This window comes from Singulisphaera photorubra (genome assembly GCF_045290345.1).
Taxonomy (GTDB): domain Bacteria; phylum Planctomycetota; class Planctomycetia; order Isosphaerales; family Isosphaeraceae; genus Singulisphaera.
This window is the reverse complement of the sequence record NZ_CP155447.1, coordinates 2,203,128-2,223,960: the sequence shown is the minus strand read 5'-3', so window position 1 is coordinate 2,223,960 and position 20,833 is coordinate 2,203,128. Positions and strand designations below refer to the sequence as shown.

Below are 20,833 nucleotides of genomic sequence, written 5' to 3'. Positions count from 1 at the left end.
CCATCCCAACGAGTGGTGTTCTGTGATCGATTCCAAGTCGGCGGGCGGGGAGCGTCAGATCCCCGCCTGCCTTGTCGAAATCGCAGCGGCCGGATTATGCGAACGCGCGGCGGATCAGGGCGGGGAGTTCCGCCGTGAACTGACTGCGAGCGAGCACAGGGTCGCAACCGGCCGAGCGGGCGTCGGCGAGGGCCGTGGTATCGACGTGGGAGCCGAACGCGATGAACGGGGTACCCTCGCCGGCCAGGGCCCGGTAGGCGAGGAGCGCCGGGATGGAAACGAGTTCGCCGGCCGAGAGGTCGACGAAGACGACGCGGGGCTTCCACTGCTCGATCATCGCCTGGGCAAGCGCCTGGTTGCCGGCCACCATCACACGGTGGCCGAGTTCACGGGCAGTGCCGGTGACCTTGGTCGTGAAGATCAGGTCACGGCTCAAGAGGAGGCCCGCTGGCTCCGTGCCTTCCGGGGACGGCACCGACGGCATGGTCGGGTCAGAGCTCATCGCGTTCGACCTCCTGAATTGCGGACGAACTGGGTTTCGATCCAGCCGGGGGTCAAATGATCCACGCCGGGCAAGACCGCGTCGGCTCCGGCCCCCTCGAGTTCGTCGGCCCGATACGTGTTGGAGACGCCGACGGCAAACATGCCCGCCCCCTTGGCCGAAGCGATGCCGGCCAGGCTGTCTTCGATCACAAGGCACTCGGCCGGATCCAGGTCGGGCACTCCTGCCCCCGGATCGTCGCGCAAGGCGGCGAGGGCGAGCAAATAACCCTGCGGATCGGGCTTACAGCGGCTCGTGTCCTCGGCCGAGACGATCGAACCGACCCGCTCGCGAGAGCCGATCAGGCCGAGGGCGAATTCGATCTCGGGGCGCAAGGCGCCCGAGTTGATGGCCAGGGGCCAACGGCCCGCCAGGGCAGCCAGACAGTCGGCCGCGCCGGGGAAGAACCGCAAGCCGGTCCCCGCTTCTTCCGCATAGCGAACGGCCTTGCGGGCGATCAAGCCGTCGAGCCGATCCTGATCGGCTGCCTGGCCGCCGTCGATCAGGGCGGCCTCAAAGCAACCGCGATCGTCGAGGCCCAGGTAACGCTCGTGGTAGTCGCGATCGGTGATCGTGACTCCCTCGGCCGCGAGAACTTCGCGAAACATGTCGAAATGAAGGTGCTCGTCGTCGACGAGCACACCGTTGAAGTCGAAAATCACCGCCCGGATCATGCCAAACCTATTCTCTTCCCGCTCAAGTGATTCGTGAGCCACCAAACCCTATTCAAAATCATCCCGATCAGGTCAGATCGCCTCGGGCCCACGCTCACCGGTTCGGATCCGGATACAGTCGTCCATGGGGAGGATGAAGATCTTACCGTCGCCAATCTTACCGTCAGGTCCACTGCGCCCCGCCTGAATGATCGCGTTGACGGTCGGCTCAACGAAATCCTCGTTGACCGCGATCTGGAGTTCGATCTTACGGAGCAAATTAACCGTAAATTCGTGCCCTCGATAGACTTCGGTATACCCCTTTTGCCGCCCAAACCCCTGGACGTCCATCACCGTCAGGCGAAACACCTCGACGTGCGAAAGGGCTTCCTTGACCGCCTCGAGTTTCGTGGGCTGAATCAACGCGATGATCAGTTTCATGGAGGTCCCGCTCATTCCGACACCCCGCCTCATGCCGTTGCATGAACCATGGCAGGACCTCGGACTCCTCAAGAAGTCATCCCCGAAGCACGTTCAGATTGACCGAGAATCAGGGTTGGCGTCAACAAAAAAGTTATGAACGAAGCGTCTCGGCCAGGAGTCCCGTGCCGCAGCACCCCGGGCGCGGGCGAAACAAAAAAAAGCCCCGCCCGAGTGACTCGGACGGGGCCTGGATTTTGCCGGGGCGAAACGGGTCCCGATCCGCTTTGGGAGGGGACGAGGTGTCTCAGAGCGGGGGAGCGGGAAGGCTGCCCACGCCATCCGGCACAGGCGGAGAGACTTCATTCGCGGCCGGGGGCACCGAGATCGCCCCGGCGGCCCCAGCCGGGGGCAGCGGCTCTGGAGTTGAGTCAGGGGTGCTCACCGCGGGCGGGGGCGCCGGAGCTTCGGTCGAGTTGGCCGAAGCCGGAACCGGAGCCGGTGGCAGCGCAACGCCGGGAGGAAGCACCGCCGGCGCACCTTGACCTGGGCCCACCATCGAAAATGCCCCAGGCGAAGTCGGCTGGTGGGACTGGGGACCACAATTGCCGCCGATGCATGGCGTGGGGAAGTCGTCACAGGTGTCACACTGCGCACATCCCACCGCCCCGGCTGACAGGGCCGCGGCCAACAGCGCGAGTTTGATCCGCAACATCGCCGGTATCCTTTCCGTAACGTGTTTTGGCCGTCATTTCTGCGGAACCCGGACCATTCCGTGGTCCACGGTCCTTTCGAGATCGCACTTGTCCCCATTGCTCTCAACGGGGCCGATCTCGCCTTTGGATCTAATCATCGGTCGCGTTGCGGCTCGACAATGAAACGAAACGATCCAAAGTTACCTCAACCCTTTGAATCCCCGACTCAACGAACGCTTCACATAGACCGGCAAGTCAACGCAAGCCCCCCATTCAACCTCATCCATGGCCTGTCAGATGACGGATCAGGAGGCCAGCCCATCGTCCATGAGGCTGGTCGCTCGCCTTGCCGGTACGATGATCACGTGATTCCCAAGCGAATCCGGTCCGACCCGAAGACTTCCTGCATGGTAGTGGCGATCGAACCAATCATCGCCGCGGGGACGACGATCCAATGGCAACCGGCCGAACAGGTTCCGTACTCCGACAGTTGCGAGTCCTCTTCGCGGCGGGGACGACAGCGGGGCTGACCGACAGTGAGCTTCTCGAGCGGTTCTCAGCGAACCGGGCCAAGTCGGCCGAAGCCGCCCTCGCTGCGGAAACGGCCTTCTCCATCTTGATGGACCGTCATGGGGCGATGGTCTGGGGGGTCTGCCGTCGCGTGCTCAGCGATCGCCACGAGGCGGAGGACGCGTTCCAGGCCACGTTCCTGGTACTCGTCCGCAAGGCGGAGTCGGTGCGGGTGGACGAGTCCCTCGGGCGCTGGCTCTACGGGGTCGCCCACCGTGTGGCCCTTCGGGCACGCTCCGAGGCTCGTCGGCGCGAGTCCCGGCCGGACCATGCACCTGACCGGTCCCCCGATGACCCGGCCGGCGTGGTGGAACTCAAGGAGTGCTGCCACGCCCTGGGCGAAGAAGTCGATCGGCTCCCGGCGAAATACCGGTGCCCGATCGAACTCTGCGACCTGCAAGGGCTGACGTACAACCAGGCCGCGCAACAGCTCAACTGGACAGTCACCACAGTCAAGGGCCGTCTGGTCAGAGGCCGGCTCAAATTGCGTGAGCGGTTGGAACGGCGAGGCCTGTCGCCCGTCGCGGTGGCGGGGTTCCAGGCGCTCTCCCGCGAAGCCCGGTTGGCCATCCCACCCATGCTCGTTCCTTCCACCGTACGCGCGGTGACTTCGCACGCCCCGGGTCTGTTTCCGGCGGCGGTCACCGCCCTAACCGAGGGGGTCTTAAGGATGATGATATGGGAAAAACTGAAACGAGTGGCCGCAGGTGCGCTCGTCGCTGCCGGCCTAACGGCCGGAGCCGTGGCGCAACAACAGCAACAGGGATCAAAGGATCGTGGCCCCGAGCCCCAACCTCCCAATGCCCGGGCGCATTCCCTCAAAGAACAGAACGAGAATACAGGAGTTGATCGCCGCTGGCTCAAGACCCTCCCCAGCGGCGTGACCATCGAAGTGGTGGGAGTCTCCTCCCACCCGTCGGGGCCGGGCACCTGGTGGCGTCCGGACGGAACACCGCTGGGCCAACCGCCGTGTGATCCGTCCCGCACGAGACAGAACTGGGACGAGAACCTCGTCCCCCGCGCGATCGTGGTCCGCATGACCGGGATTCCAGACGAGGCTGATCACCGGTGGTGGATCGACCAGGCCAATGGTGGCTCCCAAGAAGAGGCCAAGCGCGACGGCAAATCGATCCCCGGTCTGAGCGAGACGGTCACGTTCATGCCGAGGAACCTGGATTCGGGCACAATCCGGTTCGCGGTCGCCACCGGTCCCTGGCAGCATGTCCGGAAGTGGGGGAAGAGTCCGGGGGCTGCTGGTTCCCGGAACGCTCCCAGCTTCATCTTCAGCAAACCGATCGCCACCCAAACAGGGACGGCGCTCTCCGTGACTCACAACATCCAGGACGCCTCAGTCCGACTCCTCGCGATCGACGTCCGCGGCGAGGTATTCCGGGCTCAGGACCAGTCGGTGGGCGGGGTGGGGGGATTTCAACAGCTCACGGGTGAATTCGGCGTTTCCCCCGATAGAATCTCCGAATTCTGGATCGAGTCGCGGCCCTACGAGAAGGTCGAGATCGACGGGATCGCCCTAAAACCCAAGGGTTCGTGATCTTGCCACAGTGAGGGGCGGACGAACATTCGCGTTGGCGGGCTGGCGACCGGCGATGGAGGCCCACGCCAGCCCGCACGACGGAATCACTTGCTCAATTCCACGTCCTTTTTTTTCAGTGTGGTCTGGCCCACCCGAAAATCACCTCGGTTGAGCACGTTCCCAGCGGGAGATTGCCGTTGCCCGAACGGCTTTGGTTCTGTAAATTTGCTGACTGAGCGACTGGCCCAACGGCCGGCCGGCCATCCTTCTGCAGCATGCTTCATGTGTTAGAGAATCGATGAAAGCGAGCGATCATCCCCGGCATTTCCCCTGGGATTAAGAGGCTCAACACCGCGGCCTGTGACGGACCAGGCTCGGCCGCGATGGTTTCTCCCAGTTCGAGGCCCCTCCTCTCTCCACGATTTTTCCGCAAAAGCTCCCTCCGTTCTATGAATTCATCTCATCACGGCAACCTGACACCCCCCTGAGCCATCGCCCTTGAGGGCTTTGTTCGGCATGTCCGTCCCCCGCAAACGCTCCGCCCGCGGGACGGCCGAAGACCGTTCTTGCCGCTGACCCGCGAACCAACGCGTCGAGGCCACGCCCCAAAGCTTTGGGATCGCCTGGGGCACTTGGGTTTCGGACCTCGCAACGCGGTGATTCCTCGCTCACTCCCAACCTCACGAAATCAGCCCAGCCCCATGGGTGGGCTGGGCATTGGTGTTACGATTACAGGCAAATTCATGAACACTCAGCAACTGAAAGCCGAATGGTTTTCGAACGTTCCTCGTGACCTCCTGGCCGGCACAGTGGTGGCTCTGGCGCTCATTCCCGAGGCGATCGCCTTTTCGATCATCGCCGGCGTCGACCCGAAAGTCGGTCTCTATGCGTCGTTCTGCATCGCCGTCGTCACCGCGTTCGTCGGCGGGCGCCCCGCGATGATCTCGGCCGCCACGGGGGCGATGGCCCTGGTGATGGTTGAGCTCGTGAAGAGTCATGGACTGGAATACTTGCTCGCGGCCACGATTCTGACGGGCCTCCTGCAAATCTTGGCCGGTTTCCTCAAGCTCGGCGCCCTCATTCGCTTTGTCTCGCGATCGGTCATCACGGGATTCGTGAATGCCTTGGCCATCTTGATCTTCATGGCCCAGGTGCCCGAGCTGGTCGGCGGCACCTGGCACGTTTATCCGATGGTTGCGGCGGGGCTGGCGATCATCTATCTCCTGCCTCGGCTCACCAAGGCGGTTCCGTCCGCACTCGTCTGCATTATCGCCCTGACCGTGGTGGCGATGCTCACCGGCCTGCCGCTCCGCACGGTCGGCGACATGGGTCAGTTCCCTTCGGAATTCCCGGCCTTCCTGCTCCCGAAAGTCCCGCTGAACTTCGCCACCCTGCAAATCATCTTCCCTTACTCGGTGACGCTCGCGATTGTCGGACTCCTCGAGTCGATGATGACGGCCACGATCGTCGACGACATGACGGACACCTCGAGCGACAAGAACCGCGAGTGTGCGGGCCAGGGGATCGCCAATCTCGTCGCGGGATGCTTCGGCGGCATGGCAGGCTGCGCGATGATCGGCCAGTCGGTCATCAACGTCAAGTCCGGCGGCCGAGGGCGGCTCTCAACGCTGTTCGCGGGCCTGTTCCTGCTCTTCCTGATCCTCGTGCTGAGCGACTGGGTCAGGCAAATTCCGATGGCGGCCCTGGTTGCGGTGATGACCATGGTCTCCATCGGAACCTTCAACTGGGGCTCACTGGGAACCTTGCTCACGCACCCGAAAAGCTCCAGCTTCGTCATGGTCACCACGGTGGTGGTCGTCGTGATGACCCATGACCTCGCCAAGGGGGTGCTCGCGGGCGTCCTTCTGAGCACCCTTTTCTTCGCCATGAAAGTCGAGCGGATCGTTCATGTCCGAGCCGAATCCCGCAACGACGGGCGCGAACGAATTTATCACGTGAGCGGCCAACTGTTCTTTGTTTCTTCGGACGCGTTGATCCGTGGCTTTGATTTCACGGAGGCCGTGGAACGTGTGAAAGTCGATTTCACTCACGCCCACTTCTGGGACATTTCCGCGATCACGGCGCTGGATAAAGTCGTTTTGAAATTCCGCCGCAAGGGAACCGATGTCGAACTTATCGGTCTCAACGAAGCCAGCTCCACGTTGATTGACCAGTTGGGCACACACAACAAGCCGGGGTCATACGAACACGTGGCACAGCATTGATCGACGGCGCCGCTCATCACGCTGGGGGCGATCAAAGGCCGAAGTCAGAGCCACCAGCGACGATGAGTCGTAAAGCGTCGCCGAACCCGTTTCTCCCCACGTCAACGCGATCGGTCATGGCATCATCGTCGGCCTAATAATTCCCGTGGGGCGGGCACGGCCCGCCCCACGGGACATATCTGACTCTGGCCGCCTATCAATCGTTACTCGTTGATAAACTCGTAACATGTCAAACGAAGCTTCTCGATGTGCCATGGCTAAACCATTTTAGATTAAGAGCCCCTAACTTAATGAGCGTAGCTACCCTGATTTAGGACTGCTACGCTCATTCTGTTTTTGACTCTAAGGACTTGGCTTCGAGGCGGCCTCGACATCCACGGGGGTCTCCTCGGCGTTACCCCAGTCGGACCAGCCCAGATAGTAGTTCTTCGCCTTGAAGCCGAGCCGTTCAAGAACGAACGCGTTCACGGACGCGCGACCACCGCTCTGACAGTGGGTGATGACCGGTTCACCCGCTTTGACGCCGGCCTTCGCGAGCTTGCCGCGGAGGGCCGACTCCTCGAGAAAGCGACCGTCCTTGCCCACGAGGTCCGACCATTCGAGGTGGCAGGCCGCCGGGATGTGACCACCCCGTTTCGCCCGCTTTTCGATCCCGTCGTACTCCCCCCTGGTCCGGGCGTCGAGGATTAGAGCCGACTTCGATGCGATTGCGGCCAGCACCTCAGCGCGCGTGGCGTTCCAATCGTTGCGGAAGACGACTTCGCGTGCGCTCGGCTCGACCGTCGGCACTTCGGTGGTCACGGGCCGATTTTCGGCCACCCAGAGTGGAAAACTCCCGTTAATCAGCCCGGCGCGGTCGACCCCAAGGTATCCCAGGACCCACCAGAGCCGCGCGGCATCGAGCTGCCGGTTCGCGTCGTAGACGAGGACGTCAGTCTTCGGGCCGATACCGAGTGGGGCCATCCACGACTCCCAGGCCTTCCGGTCGGTGAGGACTCCTGGATTCTTCACGGCCATGGCCGCGACGGCCTTGGCGTCCACCCAGACGGCCCCCGGGATGTGCCCCTTGTCGTAGTCGGCCTTCGGGCGGGCGTCGAGTACGCGAAGGTTCGGCTCGCCGAGTCGTCGCTCCAACTCCGCGAACGACACCAGTTTTGCGGGCGGATTCTCCGCGGAACCCGCGGCCCAGCACGCAAGCGGAGCGAGAACGATCAGCGGAACGGTCAGCCAAGTTCGATTCATGACACTCACCATCACTTGCATGGGGGAGAAGTTCAATAGACTGGGACGCTGGTCGATCAGACTATAGCAACCGCAGTCTCATATAAAACGTTAGCCCGACGGCCGGATGCCCGTGGGGGAGGCATTCGGCCGTCGGGGTTGCTTCTTAATCGGATCGGAGGACGAGGTCCAGCCAATCTTCAAGGGGTCCAGCCGAGCGGCCAGTGCGGATTGAGGGTCGTGCCTTGGGGGAGGAGTTTCGACACCGGCCAGCCGCTCGGGGTCATCACCGCCGGCTGCTGCTCCGCGTGGTGGTGCCGAGCTTGTTCGTCGTGTACTTGGTGTACGCGCAGGCGATCCGCTGGCCGTCCGGCCGCCAGAGGGGTAACCGGAGCTCTTCCGTGACGGTCTGGGTCTTGCTCTTCGTGGTGATCGGCTTCGCCACCCACGTCATCACGCCCGGCGAATCGGCGTAGCACACCCAGATGCCGCAATTCCGCCCGTTGGCGTCGCGCGAGAAGTTGAGGATCTGGTCGCTGACTGGGCTCCAGTGGAGACTCGCAGCCCAGATGCTCGTCTCCCGGAGCGTGTCGAGGATGCGCGGGTGCGAGAGGGGATCGGTCGAGCCGGCGGCCATGATCTTTATGCGGATGGAGATCCGCCCCACCCCACCGGCATCCATCCAGGTGTCCAGATACGCCAGGCGGGTCCCTTCCGGGCTCCAGGTGTGCCCGTGGTTCTCCGCCCCGTTCGTCGGGTCGTCAACGACCAGGTGCAGGCGTGGGTCGTCGAACGAGGCCGGTGGGACGTAGTCGGGGGCCAGGGCTTGGTCCACCGTCACGTTCAACCTCCAGATCGTCGAGCGGCCCGCCCCATCCCGCGCCCGGAAGGAGAAGAAGCTGTCGTCCTGGGCGAGCTCGGGGTCCCCATATGGGTTCAGTCCCTCTCCCTCCAGGTCCGTCACCGGCCTGGTGATCACCTGGCCGTTCGACGCTCGGTAGACGAGCTGGATGTCGGCCGCCGGTGCCGAGTAGGGCTTCGCCTGGACCAGTGCCTGGCCGTTGCTCCCGGCGTGATTGAAGCGCGTCATGCCTGCGATCGAGCCCGATGGGTACTCCGAACCATAGAGCACCACTCGAGGCGTGCCCCCGTTCTCGTTCACCGCGTAGATGTTCCTGCTGTTCGGGTCGCCGGGGGTAGAGTAGTACAGCTCTCCCGCGTCGGAGCGGGCGGCCACGAGGCCCAGAAGCACCGCGAGCACCAGTCGTCGCATCATTCGTCTCCTTTCGATCGAATCAAGGAAGCAGGACGCGAGCCCTTCGGGCTGGCGCAACAGGGGAGCGGGGACATCGGCCGCCAGGCCCGTCCGCGCAGCACAGTGGGACGCTTAGGTTCGGTTAAGTGGGCGGGGCGCCGCCCAACAGGGATGCCGCCTCGGCGCGGATTCGCCTGAACATCGACGGCGGGGGATAGGTCAAATTGCCTCGCTTGACCCGGTCAGTCCACCGCGTCTCGTAGCCGGACAGCCAACGCTCGGCGCGATCGAACAACTCGCGGGACCTGGCCTTCTCACCGAGCTTCCAGCAGGTCATGGCCGCGATAAAGTCGCCCGCCCCGGCGAAGCTATCCACCCTCTCCAGGGCCTCGATGGAGCCCTTCCAGTCGCCTTCGCGGTATCGGGTCCAACCCAGTGATTGCTGGCAGATGCCCTCCCGCGGGCTGAGCTCGACCGCCCGTCGAGCCAGTTCACCGGCGAGCTTCGGATCGCGAATCGCCTCCGGCGCCGTGGTCAACAAGTCCGCCAGGACATGCAGGGTCATCGCACTGTCGTTCCCCCGACGCACCGCCTCTTTGAGCAGGGCCTTGAACCTCAGGAGATTGGCCTGGGCCCACGCCTCATCGCGAAGGCCCGAGGGGCCGGCTTCCGCTTCCGCCGCGTCTTCGAGCTGTGCCTCGCAAAGCTGCACGACCGGGCCGATGAGCGTCTCCGCGGTGAATTCGCTCAGGATCTGCCGCGCCCAGTCTTCTGCGGCCCGAGAGGCCGCCGCACGGTCGCCGACGGCGAGCTCGAGGTGCACCAACGGCATCAGGGAGTTGGCGTGAATGCCTCGGACGATACTCAATTCGGGATGCTCCTTCTGGAGCGTCTGCGCCCGGGCGGCGGCTTGCCGCATGATTCGCCCGGCTTCTCCGTACTCCCGACGTCGTCTCAGCTCCTTCGCCAACCCCGTCATGCTATCCAAGGCGCTCACCTCATATTCGGGCACATTGGGGTGGCGCCCGGCCAAGGCCTCCCGGATCGCCAGCGAGCGTCTGAAGAGCCCATCGACCTCGAGTTCCCGACCCGGGGCCTGAACGAGCACGGCGAGGTTGCGCAGGGCGGAGGCCAGGTCTTTCTGATGTTTGGGGAGATCCGGGAACTCGGCCGCCAGGCCCTCGAAAAGGGCAACCGCTCGCCGAGTCGCCTCTTCGGCATCGGTCCCCCGGCTCGTCTGATTGCAGATGACGGCGATGTTCATCAGGCCCCCCGCGAGGAGGGCCCGGTAGCGAGGATCCGAGGGGTGTTCCTTGCGAAGTTTCCGAAGCTCGGCTTCAGCCCGGCGATAGGCCTCCTCCGACTTCACACCCTGGCCATTCAGCCGCCCGAAATGGATCCCCAGCTCGACGAAGGCTTTCGCCAGGACGTAGCGAGACTCAGCCTCGGCGGGGTCGTCCTGGCTGAGCGATTCCCCGATCTCGATCGCCGCCCTCGCGGCGGACTCGGACTCCGGGATCTGGTGTGCCGAGCCGAATTCGCTGGCAAGCATGGTATAGGCTGCGGCAAGGCGCCGACGGAACTCGCCAGTCGCGGGCATGTTGGCCCTGAGTTTCGCCAACTCCTCGCCAGCCCGTCGGATCTCTCCTTCCGCTTCGGTCGCTCGGCTCTCAGGGGTCCCAGAGGTGAATTCGAGCGTTCCTCCTCCGAGTCCGACATGGCCGATGCCCACCCATTTGCGTTCCTGGAACGGATCTCCGGTTTCTCGGAACAAGACCGCGAGCTGGATCCGAGCCTCGGCGACTCCCAGGCGGAACTCGGGCCGCTCAGGGTGCCGGCGGACGAGGTCGGTGCCGAGGGCCACAGCTTGGCGACTGGCAGTCTCGGCCGCGACGTGCCGCCCGAGGGATCGCCGGATGCTACCCACCCGGTGCATCGCCCTCATCGCCTCGAATTCGGCCTGAGGGTCCGATCCCGACTCGGCGGCGAACTGCTCGTAGAAGACCAGGGCTTTCTCCAAAAACTCCCGCTGGATCGGGACCAGCCCCGGCTGTTGCGCAAGCCACTTCTCGGCCACCTGGGTGTACATCTCGTCGACGGCCTTGCGAGCCTGCGCGGAGAGGGCTTCGGCTCTCCGCCTGGCGCTCTTGGCCTCGACCGCCTGCCAGACGCTCACGCCGGTTCCCGCGGCGAGTGCCAGGGCGACGACGAGCCCCGCCACCAAGGCTGTTCGGTGCCGGCGACCGAATTTCGCGAACCGATACCATGCTGAGGGTGAGCAAGCCTCCACCGGCAGGTCGGCCATGTGTCGCATCAGGTCCGCGGCGAAGGCGTTGACCGTGTCGTACCTCCGTCTTCGATCCTTCTCCAACGCCTTCATCGCGATCCAGTCCAGCTCCCCTTGGACGGCTCGTCTCAGTTGCCGCAGGTCGGCCCCGCGGCTGGCCATGACGGTCGGGAGCGTCTCGGCGAGCGAGCTCAGGCGGGTGCTGGGACTCGGCGGCTCCTCCTCGCGGATGATCCGCCGCATCTCGTCGAAGGCGGCCGCACGCATCGCCTCGCGGTCGAACGGCGTCGACCCGGTCAGCAGCTCATACAGCAGCACGCCCAGGGAGTAGATGTCGCTCCGGGTGTCGACATCGACGCCCGAGATGTCGGCCTGCTCGGGGCTCATGTACAGCGGCGTACCGATCATCTGATGGAAGCCGGTATGCAGCGTGCGGTCGGTCAGGCTCGCCCCGGTGGCCTTGGCGACCCCGAAGTCGATGACCTTGGGTGCGGCGACACCGTCGATGACCGTGACCAGGACGTTCGAGGGCTTCAGGTCGCGGTGGATCACCCCCTTCTGGTGGGCGTGCTGCACGGCGCGGCAGACCAGGAGGAAGAGCTCCAGACGCTCGGCGATCGAGAGCCCCTCGCGGTCGCAATAGTCGGTGATCGGCATCCCGCGGACCAGCTCCATCACGAAGTAGGGGCGGCCCGCTTCGCTGGCCCCGCCATCCAGGACGCGAGCGATATTGGGGTGGTCCATCAGGGCCAAGGCCTGACGCTCCGCCTCAAACCGGGCGACCACCTGTCGGGAATCCATCCCCGGCTTGATGAGCTTGATCGCAACCTGGCGTCGGACCGGATGCTGCTGCTCGGCCAGGTAGACGGCCCCCATCCCGCCCTCCCCGATTGCCTCCACGAGCTTGTAGGGTCCGACGACCGAGCCGACCCCTTCGACGACGACGGGTTGCTCCGCGATGGGAGAGAAGAAGCCGATCGCGGGCACCCGGTCCAGCACGAAGCTGTCGCGGGTCCGGTGAGATCGGAGGAGGGCATCAACCCGATCCCGCAGGCCGTCGTCGTCGCCACACGCCCGTTGCAGATAAGCCTCCTGGTCGCGGGGATCGTCCAGCTCCAGGGCTTCGATGAAGAGGGATCGTTCGTTAATCGCGATGGCTCCCCCGCTTGGTGTGGCCTCGCCCACTCGGCCGCCGTAATCCAATGCGAGTTCCCGCGGGGTCGGACGCCAAGAACGCGGGGGATTTTTTCGCGGGACGCTCGGATTACGCGCCGAGCATCTCCTGATGCAACCAGGCTCGAGCATAGGACCAGCGGCGGTCGGCCGTCCTCGGGGAGATCCCGAGCGCCTCGGCCGCGTCGTCGTTGGAGAGGCCGGCGAAGTACCGAAGTTTCACCAGATTCGCCGAGACCGGGTCCTCCGCAGACAGCTTCTCAAGGGCTTCGTCCAAAGAGAGGAGATCCTCGGCAGGTCCCTCGATCGCGTCCGAGGCGAACTCGAGATCGACCCGCTGCCGATCGCCGCCGTGCTTCGGGCGATGCTTCCGGCGGGCACTATCGATCAGGATCCGACGCATGGCCTCGGCCGCTGCAGCGAAGAAGTGGCCACGGCCGTCCCAGCGCTGGACCTCGTCGGATCCGACCAAGCGGAGGTAGGCGTCATGGACCAAGGCGGTGGCCTGGAGCGTCTGACCGGGCGGCTCCTGCCTCAGGCGCTGGGCGGCGAGCTTGCGCAGCTCGTCGTAGACCAGCGGCAGGAGTTGCTCGGCGGCCTGCGGATCGCCATGCTCGATCGCCTCAAGGATGCGCGTGACGTCGTTCATCGGCGGGGGCACCCCTCCCATAGGCTCGGTCCACGCCCGGGCTCGATCGCTCGGAGACTCCCACGGCCTGGTCCTGGAAGATGAATTGTCCGTCTCCAAGTTAACGGCCTGACATCCGTGGGGGTAGACTTGCCCCCAGGGCTTGTCGTGATGTCTGCGTCATTCGCCCACAAAAGGCGCAGTCACCCCAGAGGCGGCTCCGGCTTTCACAGGCCGAAATCGGCGATTTCCCGGCAGAACAGGGCTCCATGAGACGCAGTCACAAAATCGGCACGTATTGAATCGCGAAGCGAAAGCTCCTCGCGGTATTGATGACGCAGAAATCAGGGGACTTTCAGCCGCCCCAGGCCCCACATAACTCGTACACTTACGAGTTTTCGGCTTGATTTCCTCACGATCGGCTAACAAAAGCATGTATCCTTTCCGCTCCGGCCACGCGGACGCACGCACCAGTGGCGGCCCCGCTTATCTCCTGACCGTCCCTCAGACAACTCATCGACAACCCGGCCTACCCAGTCACCAACTTCACAACAATCCTCATCGTGCACCTTGCCGGAACATTCGCGAAGCTTTCTAATATTGGCGAACGCGATCGAAAAATTGCCAGCCTCACACAAACTCTGGAGATTGAGGCCAAAAAACATGCACGCCTTTTGCAGCACCGAATGGGCGACTCCTCCTCGAAAAAAAATCCAAAAGAGACGCTAGAGCCCAGAGGACGAGGGGGCGTTCGAGACGCTTGGCCAGGAGACCCGCACGAGGGTGCGACTCGTGTCACGCGGTCCTTGACAAGCTGGTTCTCCGCCCCCAAGTCCCCACTCCCACCCCCACCCACTTGAAGCCAGAGGCCCTCAACCCCACTTGGAATGGCCGGACCGACTCTTCCCATCACCGACCCGGCTTTCAGGTGGTAGTCCGCCCTTGCAAGGAATGTCGAGCGTATGAACCCGATCGTCTTCGCCATGCGGCGGCCGCTGACTGTGATGGTGGCCGTCGTGGCCGTCGCTTTGGGGAGCGGGCTCGCCGTCATGCGGATGCCCATCGACATCTTCCCGAACCTGAATCTGCCCGTGGTCTACGTCTGCCAGCCCTACGGCGGCATGGACCCTGCCCAGATGGAGGGGCTCCTCACCAACTACTACGAATATCACTTTCTTTATATCGGTGGCATCCACCACGTCGAGTCGAAGAACATTCAGGGCATGGCCCTGATGAAGCTTTACTTCCACCCGGGCACGAACATGGCCCAGGCGATGGCCGAGACGATCGGCTACGTCACGCGGTCGCGGGCATTCATGCCCCCCGGCACCGTCTCCCCGTTCATCACGCGGTTCGACGCGGGGAGCGTCCCCGTCGGCTACCTCGTGCTTTCCAGCGAGACGAAGAGCATCGGCGAGATTCAAGACCAGGCCTTGTTCAAGGTCCGACCGATGTTCGCCAGCCTCCCCGGCGTCTCGGCCCCGCCACCGTTCGGCGGCAGCCAGCGGACCGTCGTCGTCCGGGTCGACCCCGACCGGCTCCGCTCTTACCGGATGTCGCCCGACGAGGTGATCAAAGCGCTCACGTCCGGGAACGCGATCAGCCCGTCGGGGAATATCAGGATCGGCGACGAGATGCCGATCGTCCCGGTCAACTCGCTCGTCAGGCAGGTGGATGATCTCAAAACGATCCCGATCCGACCGGGCGTGACCCCGACCGTCTACCTCCGCGACGTCGCGACCGTGCAGGACTCGTCGGACATCCCCACCGGCTACGCACTCGTCAACGGCCGGCGCGCGGTCTATATCCTCGTGACGAAACGAGCCGACGCATCAACAATATCCGTCGTGAATAACGTCAAGGACGCGATTCCGTCGATGCAGGCGGTCCTCCCCGACGACATCAAGGTCAGCTTCGAGTTCGACCAGTCGCCAACCGTCACGAACGCGATGACGAGTCTGGTCACCGAAGGTGTTCTGGGGGCGATTTTAACCGGCCTCATGGTGCTCCTCTTCCTGCGCGACTGGCGAAGCGTCATCGTCGTCGTCTTGAATATTCCGTTCGCGCTCTGCGGGGCGGTCGTCGCGCTCTGGCTGACCGGCCAGACTGTGAACTTGATGACGCTCGGCGGGCTCGCCCTGGCGATCGGCATCCTGGTCGATGAGGCGACCGTCGAGATCGAGAATATTCACGCGAAGATGGAGCAGACCGAGAACATCCCGCGCGCGGTCCGGCAAGGTAACCTCGACACGGCGGTCCCGCGGCTACTCGCAATGCTCTGCATCCTCGCCGTCTTCATCCCTTCGTTCTTCATGCAAGGGGCCGCCCAGGCCCTCTTCGTCCCGCTCTCGCTGGCCGTCGGCTTTGCGATGGTCTCGTCCTACTTGCTCTCGAGCACTTTCGTCCCGGTCCTCTCGGTCTGGCTGCTCAAGCACCACCGTCGGCCCGAGGGATCAGCCGCGAGACGTTCGCTCTTCGACAAGTTCCGCGACCTCTACGGCCGAGGTCTCAGGCCACTCATCCGCATTCGTTGGCTCGTTGTTCCGGGCTATCTCGCGGCGGCCGCGTTCATCACCTATGGGGTCGGGCGGCAACTCGGCCTGGAGATCTTTCCGAGGGTCGACGCCGGCCGGTTTCAGCTCCGGATCAAGGCGCCTGCCGGCACGCGCATCGAGAAGACCGAGACGATTGCCAAAGCGGCCCTTGAGGCGGTGCGAGCGGAGGTCGGCGATCAGGGGGTGGCCATCTCCGTCGGCTATGTTGGCCTCATCCCGTCGAGCTACCCGATCAACGCCATCTACCAGTGGACCGCCGGACCGGAGGAGGCTCTTTTGAGGGTCGCCCTGCGCCACGAGGCCAACGTTGACGTCGAGGCCCTCAAGAGGCGGCTGCGTGATCAACTGACTCGCCAGTTGCCGAAGGTCCAGTTCTCGTTCGAGCCGGCCGACATCGTGAGCGACGTCATGAGTTTCGGCTCGCCAACGCCCATCGAAGTCGCCATCAGCGGCCCGAACTACGCCGATGACCGTGCCTTTGCGGCGAAGGTCCGAGACGAGCTCGCCAAGGTCCCCTCGCTCCGCGACCTCCAGTACGCCCAGGCCCTCGACTACCCGACCGTGAGCGTGGACATCGACCGGGAGCGCGCCGGGCTCAGCGGAGTTACGGCCGAGGAGATCTCACGCTCGCTCGTCACCGCCACCTCGTCGAGCCGCTTCATCGTGCCCAACTACTGGCCCGACGCGAAGACCGGCATCGGCTATCAGGTGCAAGTGGAAATCCCGACCGCCGTCATGGACTCCATGAAGCAGGTTGAGACCATCCCGATCCAGCGCTCGGGCGGTCCCTCGCTCCTGCTTCGCGACGTGGCCAAAGTTCAACGCGGTACGATGCCGGGCGAATATGATCGCTACAACATGAAGCGATCGATCAGCCTCACCGCGAACATCGTCGGCGAAGACCTCGGCAGGGCGGCGAGTCGCGTTTCCGAAGCCCTGGAACGAGCAGGGACTCCGCCCAAAGGGGTGAACGTCGATATCCGCGGCCAGGTCGTCCCCATGCGAGAGATGCTCACCGGCCTCTCTATCGGGCTCGCCATGTCCATCGTGGTGATCCTGCTGCTGCTGACCGCGAACTTCCAATCGATCCGGCTCGCCCTGGTCACGATCTCGACGGCCCCTGCCGTGGTCGCGGGCGTGGTCGTCGCCTTGTGGCTCACCGGGACGACCATCAACATCGAGTCGTTCATGGGGGCGATCATGGCCATGGGCGTGGCGGTCGCCAACGCCATCCTGCTCGTCACCTTCGCCGAACGGCGACGACGTGAGGACGCCACCAAAGCGACCGACGCGGCCGTCTTCGGCGCCCAGGGGCGGTTACGACCCATTCTCATGACCAGTTGTGCGATGACGGCCGGGATGATCCCCATGGCCCTCGGCTGGGGCGAGGGGGGCGAGCAGACCGCCCCCTTGGGCCGGGCCGTCATCGGCGGCCTTGTCGCGGCGACCATCGCCACCCTCCTCTTTCTCCCGTCCGTCTTCGCGCTCGTGCAAGGCTGGACCGGCCGGAGCTCCGCGTCGTTGGATCCGGACGACCCGGAGAGCCGCTATTTCGACGAGCCGGGGGTCGGCCCCGTCACGGCCTCGGCCAATGGGAACGCCCACGAATCTCAAGAGATCGAGCTTCGCCCATGAGCTTCGAACGCCTCCGAAAGAGAAGAGCCATGTCACCTCTCGATAGGTATTGTCGCCTCCTCGGGCGCCATCGGTCTCGCAAAGTCAGCAAATATATCGATTCAATCAAACATCTCGAACAACATGTTGTCCGGGCCATCCAAATGCAGGAACCCCAGTGCGATGGCGACCGGACGTCGGAGCATGAGTCCGGCAAAACCGACCAGGCGGTATCACCGACCAGGCGGTCACAATCAAGCCTCGTAAAAGCAAGCCTCGCGACCTTCAGCCTGGTCGCGATTTTCATGGCAGGTTGCGGCGAGCCGACCGGCAAGGCAGCCGTGCACGCCGCGACGGCCAACGCTCCGTCCACGCCAGTGGCCCGAGTCACGACGGTCACTCCCGAGCGGATGACCATCCGGCGGATCAGCGAGCAACCGGGCCAGATCGAGGCGGTCGAAGTCACCCCCATGCACGCGAAGCTCGCCGGCTATTTGCAGACCGTCTCGGTAGATATCGGGGACCGGGTCAAAAAGGGCCAGGTGATGGCCGAACTGCGGGTGCCCGAAGTCGAGGCGGACCTCAAGCAGAAACGCGCGCTGATCGACCAGGCCCATGCCGAGCAGAAACAGGCCGACGCGACCGTCAACGTCGCGCTGGCCGGAGTCCTCAGCGCCGAGGCGAAGCTCAGCGAGACCAAGGCGGGCATCCGGAGATCCGAGGCGGACGTGGCCCGCTGGCGATCGGAGTTTAGCCGCGTGCAGCAACTCGCCCAGGAACGTGCCCTCACGGGGAGCCTCGTGGACGAGACTCGCAGCAAGGTGGGAGCCGCGGAAGCGAGTCGCGACGAGGTTCAGGCCCAAGTCAAATCCAATGAGGCCGCACTCGCCGAGGCGAAGGCCCGCCTCGACAAGGCCCGCTCCGACGTCCTGGCGGCCGCCTCACACGTCGAGGTCGCCCGCTTCGATGCCGAGCGTGCCGAGGCGATGGCGAGTTATCGGAAGATCGAGGCCCCCTATGACGGCGTTGTGATCCGCCGGAGGGCTGATACCGGCCAGTTGACCACGCCGGGGACCAGCGGCGAGCCGCTATTCGTCGTGGCCCGATCCGGCGTCGTCACCATCTCTGTCGGCGTTCCCGAGACCGACGCCCCGTTCGTGAATGCCGGAGACCCCGCCCACGTCCGCCTGCTCGCCCTCGACGGCAGGACGTTCGACGGCAAAGTCACGCGAACGGCCTGGGCCCTCGAGTCGGCGACGCGCACCCTTCTGACCGAAATCGACCTCCCCGACCCCGATGATGCGCTTCGCCCCGGGCTCTACGCCTATGTGACGGTGGTCGCGGAAGAGCACGCCAACGCCCTGACCTTGCCAACGACCGCGATCGTCAAGGACGGCGGCAAATCCTTCTGCGTCACCGTCGCGGACGGGCGAGCCACGCGGAACGAGATCAAGCTCGGACTCACCGAAGGAAAGCGGACCGAGGTTATCTCGGGCCTCCGCGAAGGCGAATGGGTCGTCGAAGCCAATGCCGGTTCACTGGCCGACGGGCAAGCCGTCGAGATCAACGAGCCGCAACCCAACCCCGCGAGCCCGAAAAGCTAACCCAACCGGCAACTTCAGTCCCACATCTCTCCTCCTCGGTGCGATCGGCTTACGCGAGACAACCCGCAAGTACGAGAATAAAGGCAGGTCTCGGTATCGCACGGCCAAGGAGGGCCCGATGAACCGCAAGATACCCGCCAGAAAATCCAGGTTCATCGGATCGGCGGTCGTGTTGCTCATCCTTGGAGCAGCCGACACCAGAGCCGAGACTCGGAGCCAGCCGGATCCCCTCCCGCCGGCACTTACCGACGAGAAACTACCTGAGAGCACGGCGATCGCGATGCCCCCCGGGTCCGGTCTCGGAGCGCCGCTGGTCCCTGGGCAGATGATCCAGCCGATCGACCTCCCGAGCGCGCTCCGGCTCGCGGGAGCCAATGACCTCGACATCGCCATCGCTCGCGAACAGGTTTCGCTCGCCATCGCCGAGTTGCAACAGGCGCAAGTCCAGTGGCTCCCGAGCCTCTACATCGGCCCGAATTGGATTCGACACGACGGCCAGGCCCAGGTCGTCGAGGGGCAGGTCCGCACCATCAGCAAAAGCTCCCTCTTCCTGGGCGCAACGGCCGCGGCCGGTTCGAGCGTCAGCGGCCCGGTGCCCGCCGGTGGCCCCGCGCAGGTTTCCGGCCTGACCTCAATCCTCCGGTTCTCGGATGCCCTGTTTGAACCGCTTGCTGCAAGGCAAGTCGTCGACGCCCGCCGCGCGGGGATTCAGGCGGCCACCAATGACGCTCTGCTCGGCGTCGCCGAAGCCTACATGGACGCGCAACTCGCGGCGGGCCGGCTCGCCATCGCTCGCGAGGCCGCAACGAACGCCGAGACCTTGTCGAACCTCACCGCCTCGTACGCGCGAACCGGGGCCGGACTCGACGCCGATTATCGCCGAAGCCTCGCCGAGCGGAACCGTCAGCGCAAGAACGTCGAAGTCGCCGTGGGCGAAATCGAGCTGGCGTCGACGGAGCTCATCCGCCGCACCCGGCTCGACCCCAGGCTCGTCGTCGCCCCCGTCGAACCGCCCGAGACGGTCCTCCGCCTCGTGCCCGAAACATGCTCGATTGACGCCTTGATCATCACTGCGCTCCGCAGCCGCCCCGAACTGGCCGAGGTCCAGGCGCTCGTCCAGGCGACCTTGATCCGCCTCAAGCAAGCGAAGCTCAGGCCGTTCATCCCGAGCCTCGCGTTCCGCTATTCCGGCGGTGGGTTCGGCGGAGGAGCCAACAGCTTCTTCGGCGACTTCAACAGCCGCAGTGATGCCGACGTGAACCTGTACTGGGAACTCCAAAACCTGGGATTCGCCGACCGGGCCATCGCCAAGCAAAGGGCCGCCCAGCAACGCACGGCGAACCTCGAGCTCTTGAAAGTGCAAGACCGAATCGCCGCCGAGGTTGTTCGGGCCGAGAAAGAGCGGATCGCCTCATCCCGGCAAATGGAAGAGGCTGGCCGAGCCCTCCCCGAAGCCCAAGAGTCACTCACGCTGAATCTCACGAATATCCGCCGAGGCGCTGGTCTCCCAGGCGCCCCCCGCCCCATTGAAGTGCTCCAGCCCATCCAGGCCCTCGCCCAGGCCCGGGCCGACTATCTCGACTCCGTCCTCGCCCATAACCGTGCCCAGTTCCGGCTCTACCGCGCCTTGGGCCGCCCCCCGAGCTTCGACTTATTCCCGCCTGCCCCGGTCGCTGTCCCCGCCCCCGCCCTTCCCTCCCCGATGACTGCTGCTGCTCGTCACAACCCGGGTTAACAAGATTCCTCGTTCGTGTTCAAGAGGGTCCGGCGGCGGGGATTCATCCGGAATTCCACCACAAATCTGCATGTGATCCACAACCTGTTTCTCAACAGGTGAACCATTCCAAGCGAGGAACCATGC

General features: G+C 64.4%; 13 protein-coding genes. 5 read left to right on the top strand and 8 right to left on the bottom strand.

All coding sequences use genetic code 11. From position 1 onward, the window contains the following. Positions 1–94 precede the first annotated feature (94 nt). The 4 genes from V5E97_RS08630 to V5E97_RS08615 all read right to left on the bottom strand — a co-directional run bounded on the left by V5E97_RS08630 (position 95) and on the right by V5E97_RS08615 (position 2,329). Positions 95–502 carry a response regulator gene (locus V5E97_RS08630; protein WP_406698919.1) on the bottom strand — a complete coding sequence of 136 codons (408 nt, stop codon included), beginning with the start codon at positions 500–502 and terminating at the stop codon, positions 95–97. Beyond that, the gene (locus V5E97_RS08625; protein ID WP_406698918.1) at positions 499–1,215 is read right to left on the bottom strand and encodes an HAD family hydrolase; all 717 of its coding nucleotides are present in this window, start codon (positions 1,213–1,215) and stop codon (positions 499–501) included. The genes V5E97_RS08630 and V5E97_RS08625 overlap by 4 nt, the downstream gene beginning before the upstream one ends. Positions 1,216–1,287: 72 nt before the next feature. Beyond that, positions 1,288–1,635 carry a P-II family nitrogen regulator gene (locus V5E97_RS08620; protein WP_015247204.1) on the bottom strand — a complete coding sequence of 116 codons (348 nt, stop codon included), beginning with the start codon at positions 1,633–1,635 and terminating at the stop codon, positions 1,288–1,290. Positions 1,636–1,921: 286 nt separating this feature from the next. Beyond that, positions 1,922–2,329 (bottom strand): hypothetical protein, encoded by a 408-nt coding sequence (locus V5E97_RS08615; RefSeq protein ID WP_406698917.1) that lies wholly within the window; start codon positions 2,327–2,329, stop codon positions 1,922–1,924. A gap of 434 nt (positions 2,330–2,763) precedes the next feature. Between V5E97_RS08615 and V5E97_RS08610 the strand changes: the two genes are divergently transcribed. Continuing rightward, positions 2,764–4,428 (top strand): RNA polymerase sigma factor, encoded by a 1,665-nt coding sequence (locus V5E97_RS08610; protein ID WP_406698916.1) that lies wholly within the window; start codon positions 2,764–2,766, stop codon positions 4,426–4,428. A gap of 725 nt (positions 4,429–5,153) precedes the next feature. Then, on the top strand, positions 5,154–6,635 hold the full coding sequence (locus V5E97_RS08605; RefSeq protein WP_406698915.1) for a SulP family inorganic anion transporter: 1,482 nt from the start codon (positions 5,154–5,156) through the stop codon (positions 6,633–6,635). Positions 6,636–6,977: 342 nt separating this feature from the next. Here the strand turns inward: V5E97_RS08605 and V5E97_RS08600 are convergent, their stop codons facing one another. The 4 genes from V5E97_RS08600 to V5E97_RS08585 form a co-directional block, all read right to left on the bottom strand. Further along, entirely contained in the window at positions 6,978–7,877 is a 900-nt protein-coding gene (locus V5E97_RS08600; RefSeq protein WP_406698914.1) for a sulfurtransferase, read from the bottom strand. 265 nt (positions 7,878–8,142) lie between these two features. Next, complete coding sequence (locus V5E97_RS08595; protein ID WP_406698913.1) at positions 8,143–9,132, bottom strand: hypothetical protein; 990 nt, start codon at positions 9,130–9,132, stop codon at positions 8,143–8,145. Between the two features lie 121 nt (positions 9,133–9,253). Continuing rightward, complete coding sequence (locus V5E97_RS08590; protein ID WP_406698912.1) at positions 9,254–12,601, bottom strand: serine/threonine-protein kinase; 3,348 nt, start codon at positions 12,599–12,601, stop codon at positions 9,254–9,256. 61 nt (positions 12,602–12,662) lie between these two features. Then, positions 12,663–13,220, bottom strand: coding sequence for an ECF-type sigma factor (locus tag V5E97_RS08585; RefSeq protein WP_406698911.1), 558 nt, complete (start codon positions 13,218–13,220; stop codon positions 12,663–12,665). Between the two features lie 941 nt (positions 13,221–14,161). Between V5E97_RS08585 and V5E97_RS08580 the strand changes: the two genes are divergently transcribed. From V5E97_RS08580 to V5E97_RS08570, 3 genes are all read left to right on the top strand, one after another. Next, positions 14,162–17,389: an efflux RND transporter permease subunit gene (locus V5E97_RS08580; protein WP_406698910.1), complete on the top strand. Its 3,228-nt coding sequence runs from the start codon at positions 14,162–14,164 to the stop codon at positions 17,387–17,389. Positions 17,390–17,532: 143 nt separating this feature from the next. After that, positions 17,533–18,972 (top strand): efflux RND transporter periplasmic adaptor subunit, encoded by a 1,440-nt coding sequence (locus V5E97_RS08575; RefSeq protein ID WP_406698908.1) that lies wholly within the window; start codon positions 17,533–17,535, stop codon positions 18,970–18,972. A 118-nt stretch (positions 18,973–19,090) separates the two neighbouring features. Continuing rightward, a complete protein-coding gene (locus tag V5E97_RS08570; RefSeq protein ID WP_406698907.1) occupies positions 19,091–20,707 on the top strand; it encodes a TolC family protein in 1,617 nt (538 codons plus the stop codon). Positions 20,708–20,833 lie beyond the last annotated feature (126 nt).